Genomic DNA, 13385 nt, shown 5'->3' with positions numbered 1-13385 from the left:
GGCGGACACACCGCTCCGCAGCCTGATCCCTGCTCGTATCGACCGGATGCCCTGGTCCGGCTTCCACACGAAGATGATCGCGGCGCTGGGCTGTGCGTGGATCCTGGACGGCCTGGAGATCACGGTCGCCAGCTCGGTCACCTCGGTCCTCACCCGCTCGGACACCCTGGGGCTCTCCTCCAGCGAGGCGGGGCTGATCGCGACCGTCTACCTGGTCGGCCAGGTCACCGGTGCGCTCTTCTTCGGCCGGATGGCCGACCGCTTCGGGCGGCGGAAACTCTTCCTGCTGACGTTCGGCGTCTATCTGTTCGGCAGCGGACTGACCGCGCTCACCTACGGGCAGGGCCCCGGCTGGGACGCCTTCCTGTACCTGACCCGCTTCATCGCCGGAACCGGTATCGGCGGCGAGTACGCGGCCATCAACTCGGCGATCCAGGAGATGATGCCCGCCCGCTTCCGAGGCCGGGTCGATCTGCTGGTCAACGGCACCTACTGGGCGGGCGCCATGGTCGGCACCGTCGCCGAGCTGGTGATCCTCAGTTCCTTCGACGACGCGGTCGCCTGGCGGATCGGTTTCCTGCTCGGCCCGGTGCTGGGCTTCTCCGTGCTGTTCGTCCGGCGCCATCTGCCCGAGAGTCCCCGCTGGCTGATCATGAACGGGCGGGAGGCCGAGGCCGAGGCCGCCATCGCCCGGATCGAGTCCGCCGTGCGCGCCCACGGCAAGAAGCTGCCGCCGGTCGAGGACAAGGACGCCATCGAGATCAGCGAGTCGGCGCACAGCACCTACGTCACGCTGCTGCGGGTGCTCTTCCGCCGGTACCCCAAGCGTGCCGTGCTCGCCTCCACGCTGATGATCACGCAGTCGTTCCTGTACAACGCGATCTTCTTCACGTACACCCTGGTACTGACGAAGTTCTACGGCGTCGCCGACAAGGACGCCCCGATGTACCTGCTCGCGTTCGCCGCGGGGAACCTGCTGGGCCCGATCATTCTGGGGCCGCTCTTCGACATCGTGGGACGGCGCTGGATGATCGCCGGAACCTACCTCTTCTCCGGATGCGCACTGGGCGTCACCGCGACGCTCTTCGTCGCCGACGTGCTGACCGCGACCACCCAGACCGCCGCCTGGTGCATCATCTTCTTCTTCGCCTCCGCGGGCGCCTCCTCCGGCTACCTGACGGCGGGTGAGATCTTCCCGCTGGAGGTGCGCGGCAAGGCCATCGCGCTCTTCTTCGCCATCGGCCAGGCCGCCGGAGCCACCGGGCCCTACTTCTACGGCTGGCTCATCGGCGACGGCACCGAACGCGGCAGGCTCTACATCGGCTTCCTGATCGGCGCGGGCATCATGATCATCGGAGGTCTGGCGGAGACGTTCCTCGGCGTGGACGCCGAGCGAAAATCCCTGGAGTCGGTCGCCATGCCGCTCTCGGTTGTGCGGACCTCGGTCGACGCGGCCCGCCGCCGGACGGTCGAGAAGCTCAAGAAGCCCGGCGACCCGCCCGCGGCCGCGCCGGGTGGCACGCCGGAGGCGCCGGAAGGCGCGCCGGATCCGACGCTGGAGGTGCCGGACCGGACCGCGCCCGCCCCCTCCGACAGCAAGCCCGACAAGCCGCTCGGAACGCCGAGCGGCTCCTCCGGACCGCCCAACGCGTCGGGCAGTTCCGACGACGACGACCCGGACCAGCCGGGCGGCGAACCGCACGCCGACACCCCCGCCGTGTGACGCCGGGCTGCCGGGCCCGGGCACGCTCCCGGGCCCGGCCGGTACCGGCGCGGGCTGCGCACACCCGGTCACGGCCGGTCGTCGTCCCGGCCCGGCTGACGCCGGTACAGGACGTCGAGGGGCTCGGGGACGGTGTCCGGGTCGACGGGCAGCCGGACGCACAGGCCGCAGCGCCACTCCTGGAGACCGGGCCCGGTGCAGCGGACGTGGACGACCAGGTGGAGGTTCTGATCCGCCGGGCAGACCGCGCAGCGGTAGGGGGCCGCGGGCAGTACACCGGTGCGGGCGGCCGCCAGAAGCCGGACGCACGCCTCCAGTTGCACATCCGGCGGATCGTGCGCCAGCCAGCGGGGGAGCAGCCGGAACGGCGGGATGTCCGCGCCCGCTGCGAGGGCCAGCCCCCAGGCCCACGCCTCCTGCGCGGCGGCGAGGGCCAGCCGGCTGGCGGCGTGGGTGGCCGGATGGGCGCTCCCCGCACCGCGCGCCTGCCAGGCCAGTCCGGTGAGGGCCGCGGTCCGGTCGGCGAGCGCTGCGTCCGTCCATGCGGCGGGCGCGGTCACGCCGGTGCCGTCCCAGTACCGCCCGAGCCCGCCGGACACGACCTCCAGCAGGCCGCTCGGCACGTCCCGGCCGGTCATGGTGTGCCGTCCTGATCGGCGGTCCCGGGCATCAGCGGTCCTCCTGGCGGGCGGGTGAGCGGGCGGGAGTCGGACAGCGGCGGCAGCGGGCGCTGACGACGCGACCCGCTTCGTCGCGTCCGCTGGTCAGCTCCAAGGGCTGCTTGCATCGGGGGCAGGCGCCGTACCAGGTGCGGCCCCGGGGCGTGGTCGTCGCGGGTTCAGGCGGCATCCCGGCCACGTCCCTCCCGGCAGCGCGGGCACCGGCAGGGCCCCCAGTCGGCACTCACGGCACAGTGCCTGCCGCCGCGCAGCGTGCGCCACCGGCTCCAGGTCCGGCCGCCGTCGCGGGAGACGCGGATCCTCAGGGCGCTCATGCGGTGCGGCTCCGGGCGCGCCGACGGCCGAGTTCGCGCGGCCCGCGACGCCTGCGGTCCGATGCGGCGTCGTGGTCCGCGCGTTCCCCTGCGGTGGCGGGCCCGCACGTGCTTCGGACGGGCCCGCCACGCGTAGCCGGTCGGGGGCACCAGGACGTACCGCGGCGGCGGCTCGCCGAGGAACTGCTGTACGCGGCCCACCCAGCCGGGCTCGGGCGGCACGGTCTGCCGCGTGGCCTCGTCCACCAGGTAGTCACCGCGTTGATGAGTCCGACCCATGATCCACTCCATGCCGAAACGTGTGCGTCCGGCTACATCGTCACGGAGTGGTCGGCCCCGAACTGTCATCGCCGAGTGATGGCTCGGGCCCGGGCTTCACGCCCCGTCAGTTCTTCAGCCAGGCTCCGAAGGAGAGGAAGCTGTCCGGCAGTCGACGCTTCGCCGACTCCAGTCCGGCGAACGTCTCCCGCACCAGCGGGTGCAATCGCGTCTGCTGCGGCGCGACGGACCGGGCGATCCGGAGCGACCCGAAAGCGTCGTCCGTCCGGCCGATCACCATCTGAGCCCGTGCCACCTCCGCGTAGTGGTGCGCGACTCGGGAGGCCGGCAGCCCGGACGGGCTCAACTTCTCGGCTGCTTCGACCGCCTCGGCGTACCGGTCCCGTTCGGCATGGACGCTGACACGGTGCACCGCGACGTTCTTCGGCCCGAAGCACAGCCACCGAGTGGTCTGCTGCTCGCCGGTGCGCGCGGCGTACCTCTCGGCCTCGTCCAAGTGCTCGTCGGCCCGGTCGTCACCGGCCCGGGCGTACAGGACCGCGGCGCCGAGGTGCAGCCGACCGGTGACGACCTCGCGCTCCAGCCCGGGGTCCGCCTGTTCGATGGTCCTCATGCCGGACTGCACCAGCCGCAGCCCGGTGCGATAGTCCCCTCCGCGCAGGTACACCAGGCCGCGCATGCACTGGCGGACGGCGCTTCCCGCCGGGTCGGAGGCGCGGACGCTGGCCCACTCCATCCGCTCCAGTGCGACGGTGCACAGGTCCAGCATGCCGAACTTCGTGGCCACGTCGTGACCGGTGCGGTAGGAGGCGGCGAGCGCCTTCCATGCCTGCTCGGTGTCGGTTTCGTGGGCGGCCGCGGTCAGTTCGGTGAGCAGCGCGGGGAGGGCCGCGGTCACCTGCCGCAATTCGGCGCGCCGGGCGGCAGCGCACAGGCGCTCGCTCTCGGCGTGCAGTTCGGCGACGCTTCGCGGCCGGACCTCGGGGTCCGCGCCGACGTCGTACAGGTCGAACGCTTCGCGAAGGGGCTGGATCAGCCCGTCGACCTGCTCGGCGCGCAGCTCGTCCATGTAGGGCTGGCCGGTCAGCTCGGTCACCGGCACGGAGAGCGCGCGGGCCAACGCACCGAGAACAGCCGGAGAGGCGGCCATGACGCCCTGTTCGACCTTGGTCACGGTCGAGTAGGAGACCGCCGCACGGCTCGCCAGGCCGCGCTGGGTCAGCCGCCGGGTCTTCCTGGTCCGGGCTACTCGTGCGCCGGTGCTGTCGTCAGTGTGTGGGCGCATACGGGACTCCTCGTTCCGACCTGGACACTCAGAACGGTACGCCGCGTGGGGCCGGGGTGGCGATCCTCCGCCGCCGTCTCCCGTGTGTGCAGGGGCTGTTGAGGCCCGGCATGCCTCGGCTGAGGTTCTCCCGGCGAGGAACTCCGCGGACAGCGGTGCGGGGTGCCGTCCGGGACCGGACGGCACCCCGCACCACGTGGCGGCGGAACCCCTGTCAGGAGTAGGTGTAGAAGCCCGCGCCGGCCTTCCGGCCCAGGCGGCCCGCGTCGACCATGCGCTGGAGGAGCGGGGGAGCGGCGTAGAGCGGTTCCTTGAACTCGGCGTACATCGAGTCGGCGACCGAGGCGACGGTGTCGAGGCCGATCAGGTCGGTGAGCTTGAGCGGGCCCATCGGGTGGGCGCAGCCCAGCTCCATGCCGTTGTCGATGTCCTCGCGGCTGGCGATCCCGGACTCGAACATCCGGATGGCGGAGAGGAGGTAGGGGATCAGGAGCGCGTTGACGACGAAGCCGGAGCGGTCCTGTGCCCGGATGGTGTGCTTGCCCAGCACCTGGCCGACCACGGACTCGGCCCGCTTGACGGTCTCCTCGCCGGTGGTCAGGGCGGGAATCAGCTCGACGAGCTGCTGCACCGGCGCCGGGTTGAAGAAGTGGATGCCGATGACCTGGTCGGGCCGCGAGGTGGCGACGGCGAGCTTCACCAGCGGGATCGAGGAGGTGTTGGAGGCCAGGATGGCGTCGCTGCGGGTCACCACCTGGTCGAGCACCTGGAAGATCTCCGTCTTGACCTGCTCGTTCTCGATCACGGCCTCGATGACCAGATCGCGGTCGGCGAAGTCGCCCAGGTCGGTGGTGAAGGAGAGCCGCTCCAGCGTCTCGTCGCACTCCTGACGACTGATCTTGCCGCGGTCGGCGGCCTTGCCGAGCGAGTTGACCAGCCGGGTGCGGCCGAGCTCCAGGGCCTCACCGGTGGTCTCCGCGACCATCACCTCGAGGCCGGACCGCGCACACACCTCCGCGATACCCGCACCCATCTGCCCACAGCCCACCACTCCGACGCGTGCTACGCCGGCTACAGACTCCGTCACCTCGTGCCTTTCGCTGAACTTCACGGTCCGCAGCGAACCCGTCCCGAGTGTCGTGAGGGCCGCCGGGACACGTTGCTCCGCCGCCCGACGTTACCTGTGCCGGCACAGGCGGGGTGGGGCGGGTGCGAAAGGTCACCTATGTGCGGAGTGGGGTGCTCCTGCCGAGGGTGGGTGCCGGGGCGAGGGCCCCGGCCCGGCCGGACACGGGCAGCCGTCTCCGGTGTGGGGGCCGGAGCGGTGGCCGTCCCGCGGGGGTTCTTCCGACGGCGGTCAGCGCTGCTGACCGTGCGGTTCCCGGTGGCCCTGCACGACCGAGTCCGGGCCGGGGGAGACCACGGCTTCGTGGCCGTCGTCGAAACGCACCCGGTACGGAGGTTCGCCCTGGGTGCCCAGGACCTCCAGGATCTCCGCCGTACGGTCGTGCTGCCCCACGGTCCGTCCGTGCATCAGCAGTTGGTCGCCCGTGTTCGCTCGCATGGACTTGCCCTCCTGTTCCCGGTGGTCAGGCGCGGCTGCGCTGTACGACCACGATGCACACCAGCACGGCGAGCGCCGCCGCGGGTGCGGCGGGGGACAGGCGCTCACCGAGTAGCAGCACCGCCCATACCAGCGTAAGCAGCGGCTGGGCGAGTTGCACCTGGCTGGTCCGGGCCACTCCGGCGAGGCCCATCGCGCGGTACCACAGGAGCATGCCGATGAACTGGGAGGCGACCGCGCCCCACACCAGACCCGGCACGGAATGCGAGGTCAGCGCCACCGGCTCGTGGGCCAGGGCGACGGCGGAGCCGACCGCGGCCACCGGCAGGCAGGCCACCAGCGCCCACCCGATCACTTCCAGTGCGGGCAGTTCCCGCGCCAGCCTGCCGCCCTCGGCGTAGCCCGCGGCGCAGACCAGCAGCGCTCCGCACAGGAACAGGTCCCCGACGGCGAGGGCGCCGCCGCTCTGCTGCACCGCGAAGGCCACCACCACGGCGGCGCCGATCAGCGCGGCCACCCAGAACAGCGGAGCGGGACGTGAACCGGTCCGTACGGTCGAGTACAGCGCGGTCGTCAGGGGGAGCAGGCCCACGATCACGGCGGCGTGCGAGGTGGTCGTCGTCTCCAGGGCGAGCGTGGTCAGCAGCGGGAATCCGATCACGACGCCGGAGGCGGCGATCGCGAGCCCGCCCCAGTGCCGCCGGTGCGGGACCGGTACCCGCCGCACCGCGAGCACGCCCGTGGCGACCAGTCCCGCGAGCAGGGAGCGCAGCGCGGCGGCCGTCCAGGGGCCGAATCCGTCCAGCGCCCAGCTCGTGGCGGGGAAGGTGAGGGAGAAGAAGACGACCCCCAGCACGGCGAGGACCGCGCCGGTGCCGGTCGCCGGGGTGCCGGGTGCGGGGGCCGGGCCCGGTCGCTTCGGCGCGGGGGTGGTCGCGGGCGCGGTCGCGAGGGCGGGACGCGGGGCCGCTGTCGGCGCTGTCAGGTCCGGGGCCGGGTCCGCTATCCGCGCGGATCGGATAGCGCTATCGTTGTCTCTCATGGTCGAGCGTAGCAGTGTTGCTGAACTGGCCGCTTCCCTTCGAGGGGAGCTGGACCGCTACTCCCCGGGTGAAAAGCTCCCGTCCAGTCGGTCGCTGGTCGACCGGTTCCGGGCCGGGCCGGTCACCGTCTCGCGGGCACTCGGGGTGCTCGTGGCCGAGGGGCTGGTGGTCACCCGGCCCGGCGTCGGCGCCTTCCGCGCCCCCTCCCGCCGCCCGGACGGCGCGCTGCTCCAGCGGGGCGACACCTCCTGGCAGGAAGTGGCGCTGAGCGCGGACGCCTCCGGCGACCAGGTGCCCCGCAGCGTCGACGCGGCCGGCGTCACCACGACGCTGGACGTGCCCCCGCCCGGAGTGCTCGAACTCAACGGCGGCTATCTGCCGCCCGGCCTGCAGCCCACGCAGGCCCTCGCCGCCGCGCTCGCCCGCGCCGGACGCCGCCCGGGGGCCTGGCTTCGGCCGCCCCTGGAAGGACTCGAAGAGCTGCGCGGCTGGTTCGCGCGCGAGATCGGTGGCCCCGGCGGCACGGTCGCCGCCGCCGACGTACTGATCACCGCGGGCGGCCAGTCCGCGCTCACCACCGCGCTGCGCGCCCTCGCGCCCCCGGGCGCCGCTGTGCTCGTGGAATCCCCCACCTACCCGGGCATGCTCGCCGCGGCCCGAGCCTCGGGGCTGCGCCCCGTACCGGTCCCGGTGGACACCCAGGGGGTACGCCCCGACCTGCTGGCGGACGCCTTCCGGGCCAGCGGCGCGCGGGTGTTCGTCTGCCAGCCGCTGTTCCAGAACCCGACCGGCGCCGTCCTCGCGCCGGGCCGCCGCCGCGAGGTGCTGCGCGCGGTCCGCGAGGCGGGCGCCTTCCTCGTCGAGGACGACTTCGCCCGGCACCTCGCCCACGAGGACGCCGGGCCGCTGCCGCCCGCGCTGCGCGCCGAGGACCCCGACGGTGTCGTCGTGCACATCTGCTCGCTGACCAAGGCCACCTCGCCGAGCCTGCGGGTGGGTGCGCTGGCCGCCCGCGGGCCGGTGCTGGAGCGGCTGCGCGCCATTCAGATCGTCGACACCTTCTTCGTGCCGCGGCCGCTCCAGGAGGCCGCACTCGAACTCGTCGGGGCCCCCGCCTGGCCCCGTCATCTGCGCACCGTCGCCGCCGAGTTGCGCACCCGCCGCGAACTGACCCTCGCCGCGCTCGCCGACCAGGTGCCCGCACTGGGCCTGGCGCACGCCCCGCGCGGCGGCTACCACCTGTGGCTGCGGCTCCCCGACGGCACCGACGAGGGCGTGCTGACCGCCGCCGCGCTCCGCGCCGGTGTCGCCGTCGCGCCCGGCAGTCCCTACTTCGCCGCCGAGTCCCCGGCCCCGCACATCCGGCTCACCTTCGCCCCCGCGGCGGCCGAGGGCGACATCGTCGAGGGGGTACGCCGCCTGGGCGCGGCCTGCGCCGAAGTGCTCGCGCGGGGCTGAGCCGAGACCGCGCGGTGAAGGAGGCCGATCGGAGTGTGACGCCCGGGGTACGGGACAAGGGGCAATGAGTCGATCTTGAAGATCTGAGCGTCCCGGCGCCACACCCGTTCGGCACGGTGTCGGTCGGGGAAGCGGCGGCGGGGCGGCCGAGGGGGTGCTGCCGGCCATGACGGGCTCGGAGGTATCCGTGGCCGAGGCGGCATCGGGAAAGGTCGACCGAGCCGTTCCAGTGCGTAGGATCGGATGCCGATATCGGCTTCGTCGCTGCCGGAGGTGGCCAGGGTGCGGGAGTTCCAGCGGGGCGCGGTGCGGCTGCACATCCTGCACCACGCGGCCGAGGAGGAGATCCACGGTGCGTGGATGACCGAGGAACTGGCGGGCCACGGCTATCGGATCAGTCCCGGGACCCTGTACCCGACCCTGCACCGGCTGGAGGCGGACGGGCTGCTGGTGTCCGAGCAGCGGGTGGTCGACGGCCGTACCAGACGGGTGTACAAGGCGACCGAGGCCGGGAAGCAGGCGCTGGCGGAGGACCGGCAGGCGCTGAAGGAACTGGCCCGGGAGGTTCTGGGCGACGAGGCGCCGTGACGTTCCGGTCGTCAGCGTCCCGCGGGCTCCGGCGTCGCGTGGGGCGACCGGGCGGATTCGTGGACGAGGGCCACGAGTCGGGCGCTCGCGGCCGGGAAACATGGCCATGACCCGGTTGATGCGGGTGCCGGGGTGGAGCTGCTGCGGGCGGTGGGCGAGCTCGTCGTCGGACAGGCCCTGGCAAGCCGTCGCGGCCGTTCCGGTGGGCTGAGCGTCGTGTCCCTCGGCTGCCGGGCAGTGGCCCCCTCCCGCCGCGGTGCCCGGCCGATCGGGCGGACGACCGCCTGACCGGCACCGGGTCACGGCGTGCGCCCGGCCACCGCGCGCCGGACTCCGTAGGCGGTGGCACCGGCGGCCGACACCGCGGTCCCGGCGATCACCGAGGACAACGGCAGGGCGAGAGCCAGCAGCAGGCAGCCGGCGAACCCGGCCACGGGGACGATCCGGGCCGGGCGGCCCTCGGCGGCGGTGAGGGTCCAGGCGGAGGCGTTGGCAACGGCGTAGTAGACGAGAACGCCGAAGGAGGAGAAGCCGATCGCCGCACGCACGTCCCCCGTCGCCGCGACGACGGCCACGACGGCGCCGACGGTGAGCTCGGCGCGGTGCGGCACGTCGAACTTCGGGTGGACCGCCGCCAGGACGTGCGGCAGGTGCCGGTCGCGGGCCATGGCCAGGGTGGTGCGGGAAACTCCGAGGAGCAGCGCGAGCAGCGAACCGAGCGCGGCCACGGCGGCACCGACGCGTACGACCGGTACGAGTGAGTCTGCGCCTGCCGCCCTGGCCGCGTCCGAGAGCGGTGCGGCAGCCTCCGCCAACTCCTGCGGACTCAGCACCGTCAGGACTGCGGCGGCGACGAGGGCGTAGACGGCCAGGGTGATGCCCAGCGCGATCGGGACAGCCCGGGGGATGGTGCGGGCGGGGTCGTGGACCTCCTCGCCCAGGGTCGCGATCCGTGCGTAGCCCGCGAAGGCGAAGAACAGCAGGCCCGCCGCCTGGAGCACGCCGCCGAAGGTCGCGTCGTCCCCGACGTCGAGGCGGGCCGCGTCCGAGGCCGAGGAGGTGAGCGCGGCGACCACCACGGCGGCGAGCACCGCCAGGACCACGGCCACGGCGACCCGGGTCAGCAGGGCGGACTTCTGCACGCCGGTGTAGTTCACCGCGGTCAACGCCACCACCGCCGCGACCGCCACCGCGTGGGCCTGACCCGGCCACACGTACGAGCCGGCGGTGAGCGCCATCGCCGCGCAGGAGGCGGTCTTGCCCACCACGAACCCCCAGCCCGCCAGGTAGCCCCAGAAGTCGCCGAGGCGCATCCGGCCGTAGACGTACGTACCGCCCGACGCCGGATACCGGGCCGCGAGCCGCGCCGAGGACGTGGCGTTGCAGTAGGCGACCACCCCCGCGAGGGCCAGGCCGATCAGCAGTCCGGAGCCGGCCGACCGTGCGGCGGGGGCGAGTGCGGCGAAGATCCCCGCCCCGATCATCGACCCCAGACCGACCACCACGGCGTCCGGCACCCCGAGTCGGCGGCTCAGCTCGTCCGGCATCCCGTCGGTGGTCGACGGCTTGCTCATGGCCACTCCCTCGGTCGGCACAGCCGCTGACGTGACGCACTCCGATATCGGGAGACGATACGTGAGTCCCCACCCGGCCGCCGACCGGCATCCCATGCCATGGAGGCCTGCTGGGTGTTCGCCGGAACGAGTCGGTTCCGAGTTCGGCTGTGGGCCCGGCCGCCACGGCGCCGCCCGCTTCGCGTGCTCTGCCCGCATGGCCGCGTCCGAACGCGCGGTACGCACACAACTGCCGGACGTCCGCCTCTCGAACACCGGGCCGTCCGGCCTTACTCTCGGCGCATGCACGTGCGAATGACGTTACTCGCCGCGGGCCGCAGCTCTTCCGTGGCGAACGTGCGCTTCGACGACGAGCGTTCCCTGGACGCCGCCGGCTGGGAGGAGGTCGTGCGCAGGGCCCCCGCGCTCTCCCACCTCGCCGCTGCCGAACTGCGCTACTGCTCGCCCTCGGCGCGCTGCCGGGAGACCGGCGCCGTGCTCGGCCTCGCGCCGCTCGCCCAGCCGGCGCTGCTCGACTGCGACATGGGCCGCTGGCGCGGCGCCACCCTCGCCGAGGTGGCGGCACGGGAGCCGGAGGCCGTGCACCGCTGGTACGCCGACCCGTGCTCCGCTCCGCACGGCGGGGAGTCCCTGCTGTCCTTCATCCGCCGGATCGGCGGCTGGCTCGACACCCGTCCGGTGGGCGACGGCGACCAGGCGGTGGCCGTCACCGAACCGTCCGTCCTGCGCGCGGCGCTCTGCTACGTGCTCAAGGCCCCGCCGCACGCCTACTGGCAGGTCGAGGCGCATCCGCTCGCCACCCTCGCCCTCGCGGGCGGCGCCGGCGCCTGGCACCTCGACCTGCCGTGAACCGCGCCGCCCCGGACCGCCCGCAGCCGCGACCCGCATGCGGCCCTGCCGGTTCGGCCCGCGGCCGCGACCCGCATGCGGCCTTCCCGGCGCCCGCCGCCTTCCGCGCCGTACCCCGCGCGACCACCGACCGGCTGCCGGTCAGCCGTTGACGAAGGCCAGGCCGTCGTCGTCGTAGCGGGCACCGGCGATCCGGTCCCGCGGAGCCGCCGTCTCGATGTCGGCCAACTCCTGTGCGGTCAGCGAGATCGAGAGCGCCGCCACGTTCTCCTCCAGATACTTCTGCCGCCGGGTGCCGGGAATCGGCACCACCGTGTCGCCCCGGTGCTGCACCCACGCCAGGGCGAGCTGCCCCGCCGTGACGCCGCGCCGCTCGGCCAGTTCCTCCAGCCGCGCGACGATCGCCAGGTTGCGGTCGAAGTTCTCCCCGGCGAAGCGCGGCATGCCGCGCCTGCTGTCCGACTCCTCCATGGCGTCGACCGAGGTGTAGCGGCCGGTCAGGAAGCCCCGGCCGAGCGGCGAGAAGGGCACCACCCCGATGCCCAGTTCGCGGCAGACCTGGGCCGTGCCGTCCTCCAGGTCGCGGGTCCACAGCGACCATTCGCTCTGCAGGGCGCTGATCGGATGCACCGCGTGGGCGCGCCGGACCGTCTCCGCACTCGCCTCGGACAGCCCCAGGTGGCGCACCTTGCCCTCGGCGACCAGCTCCGCCATCGCCCCGACCGTCTCCTCGATGGGCACCTCGGGGTCCACGCGGTGCTGGTAGTACAGGTCGATGTGGTCGGTGCCCAGCCGCCGCAGCGACGCCTCGCACGCCTGGCGCACATAGGCCGCGTCGCCGCGGATGCGGATGGGGTCGTCCAGCTTGTTGGCGAAGCCGAACTTGGTCGCCAGCACCACCTCGTCGCGGCGGCCCGCGACGGCGCGGCCGACAAGTTCCTCGTTGGCGCCCTCACCGTAGTAGTCGGAGGTGTCCAGCAGGTTCACGCCCAGGTCGAGTGCCCGGTGAAGGGTGGCCACGGAGGTGGCCTCGTCGGATTTGCCGTAGGCGTGGCTCATCCCCATGCAGCCGAGTCCCTGTGCGGAGACGGCCAGATCGCCGAGGTGGCGGGTGGGAAGGGTCATGTCGGTACCTCCTGAAGGGGAAAGAGAAACGCGGTGAACGGATACCGGGCCGGGTGCTCCGTGGGATCCGCCAGGGACGCTAGGCGCTGGAGCGTGCTCCAAGGCAAACCCCGCGGCGCCCGTCGTTTGGCTTACCGTCCGCGTGATGGTCAGCCGTCTTCCCGCGCCCACACCAGCGCGGCCGACACGGGGTGGTTGCGGAACTTCGACCACTTCGGTTTGCGGGCCAGCCACCGCTCGTCGACGACCCCCTCGCGCATCTCCACGAGCCGCCACCCGGAGCCCAGTCCCGCCGCCACGTGGTCGCTGAGCAGATGGACGTGGGTCTCGATGGCGATGTCCTCGCCGGAGGCGTCGGTGAAGTGGGTGGGCATGCCGGAGGCCATGATGAAGTGCGGGTGGAAGGCGACGACCACACAGTGAGCGCCCGGGGCGGCCAGCCGCCGGGCCTCCCGGTAGTACGGCCGCAGATCGGGCAGATGCTCGTCGATCAGCGAGGAGATCACCAGGTCGTAGGCGCCCGACTCCAGTCCGGTGGCGCGTACATCGCCCTCCAGCAGCCGGTCGTGTGCGCCCCTGGCACGGGCCCGCTCCAGCATCTGCGGGGTGAGGTCGACCCCGTCGAGCGGGCCGGTGACGCCCTGTTGCCGCAGCCACGCGCCGGTCCGCCCGGTGCCGCAGCCCAGATCGGCGGTGCGCCGCACCCCGCTCCAGGCGGGCACGGTCAGTTCGGCCAGCAGCGCGAGGTCCATCACGTCCTCGACGGTGTCCTCGTACGTACTGACCCAGTGGCCGTAGCCGGTGGCCACATCCACGGTCCGGTAGCCGCGGGTGTCGAAGTCGGAGAAGGAAGGCATGGGAGGGAGTATCACGGTGGGGCAGCCGGCGGTGCGAGGCATTTTC

At 73.2% G+C, this 13385-nt stretch carries 12 protein-coding genes; 4 read left to right on the top strand and 8 right to left on the bottom strand.

All coding sequences use genetic code 11. From position 1 onward, the window contains the following. Positions 1-46: 46 nt before the first annotated feature. Positions 47-1723 carry an MFS transporter gene (locus ACFYMO_RS19555; RefSeq protein ID WP_366774365.1) on the top strand — a complete coding sequence of 559 codons (1677 nt, stop codon included), beginning with the start codon at positions 47-49 and terminating at the stop codon, positions 1721-1723. 68 nt (positions 1724-1791) lie between these two features. Here ACFYMO_RS19555 and ACFYMO_RS19550 read toward each other — a convergent pair whose 3' ends face one another. From ACFYMO_RS19550 to ACFYMO_RS19530, 5 genes are all read right to left on the bottom strand, one after another. Then, positions 1792-2361, bottom strand: a complete 570-nt coding sequence (locus ACFYMO_RS19550) for a hypothetical protein (RefSeq protein ID WP_366774364.1) — start codon at positions 2359-2361, stop codon at positions 1792-1794. Between the two features lie 741 nt (positions 2362-3102). Further along, on the bottom strand, positions 3103-4281 hold the full coding sequence (locus tag ACFYMO_RS19545; protein ID WP_388547651.1) for a helix-turn-helix domain-containing protein: 1179 nt from the start codon (positions 4279-4281) through the stop codon (positions 3103-3105). 214 nt (positions 4282-4495) lie between these two features. Continuing rightward, complete coding sequence (locus ACFYMO_RS19540) at positions 4496-5368, bottom strand: 3-hydroxybutyryl-CoA dehydrogenase (protein ID WP_276478810.1); 873 nt, start codon at positions 5366-5368, stop codon at positions 4496-4498. A 270-nt stretch (positions 5369-5638) separates the two neighbouring features. Next, a complete protein-coding gene (locus tag ACFYMO_RS19535) occupies positions 5639-5845 on the bottom strand; it encodes a DUF1918 domain-containing protein (RefSeq protein ID WP_366774727.1) in 207 nt (68 codons plus the stop codon). Positions 5846-5870: 25 nt separating this feature from the next. Next, the gene (locus ACFYMO_RS19530; RefSeq protein ID WP_366774728.1) at positions 5871-6887 is read right to left on the bottom strand and encodes a DMT family transporter; all 1017 of its coding nucleotides are present in this window, start codon (positions 6885-6887) and stop codon (positions 5871-5873) included. Between ACFYMO_RS19530 and ACFYMO_RS19525 the strand changes: the two genes are divergently transcribed. Both ACFYMO_RS19525 and ACFYMO_RS19520 read left to right on the top strand, forming a co-directional pair. Continuing rightward, a complete protein-coding gene (locus ACFYMO_RS19525) occupies positions 6886-8346 on the top strand; it encodes a PLP-dependent aminotransferase family protein (protein ID WP_366774729.1) in 1461 nt (486 codons plus the stop codon). The two genes, ACFYMO_RS19530 and ACFYMO_RS19525, sit on opposite strands and share 2 nt — an antisense overlap. A gap of 282 nt (positions 8347-8628) precedes the next feature. Further along, on the top strand, positions 8629-8934 hold the full coding sequence (locus tag ACFYMO_RS19520) for a PadR family transcriptional regulator (RefSeq protein WP_388547741.1): 306 nt from the start codon (positions 8629-8631) through the stop codon (positions 8932-8934). 299 nt (positions 8935-9233) lie between these two features. Here ACFYMO_RS19520 and ACFYMO_RS19515 read toward each other — a convergent pair whose 3' ends face one another. Next, positions 9234-10508 (bottom strand): APC family permease, encoded by a 1275-nt coding sequence (locus ACFYMO_RS19515; protein WP_366774731.1) that lies wholly within the window; start codon positions 10506-10508, stop codon positions 9234-9236. Between the two features lie 282 nt (positions 10509-10790). On the opposite strand from ACFYMO_RS19515, the gene ACFYMO_RS19510 reads away from it, so the two are divergent. Then, a complete protein-coding gene (locus ACFYMO_RS19510; RefSeq protein ID WP_366774732.1) occupies positions 10791-11357 on the top strand; it encodes a histidine phosphatase family protein in 567 nt (188 codons plus the stop codon). Positions 11358-11498: 141 nt separating this feature from the next. Here ACFYMO_RS19510 and ACFYMO_RS19505 read toward each other — a convergent pair whose 3' ends face one another. After that, positions 11499-12482 carry an aldo/keto reductase gene (locus tag ACFYMO_RS19505; RefSeq protein ID WP_366774733.1) on the bottom strand — a complete coding sequence of 328 codons (984 nt, stop codon included), beginning with the start codon at positions 12480-12482 and terminating at the stop codon, positions 11499-11501. A 149-nt stretch (positions 12483-12631) separates the two neighbouring features. Next, positions 12632-13339, bottom strand: a complete 708-nt coding sequence (locus tag ACFYMO_RS19500; RefSeq protein WP_366774734.1) for a class I SAM-dependent methyltransferase — start codon at positions 13337-13339, stop codon at positions 12632-12634. Positions 13340-13385: the final 46 nt, after the last annotated feature.

This window comes from Streptomyces sp. NPDC007025 (genome assembly GCF_042869455.1).
Lineage (GTDB): Bacteria > Actinomycetota > Actinomycetes > Streptomycetales > Streptomycetaceae > Streptomyces.
Note: the sequence above shows the minus strand (reverse complement) of the source record. Positions and strands in the feature narration are given on the sequence as shown.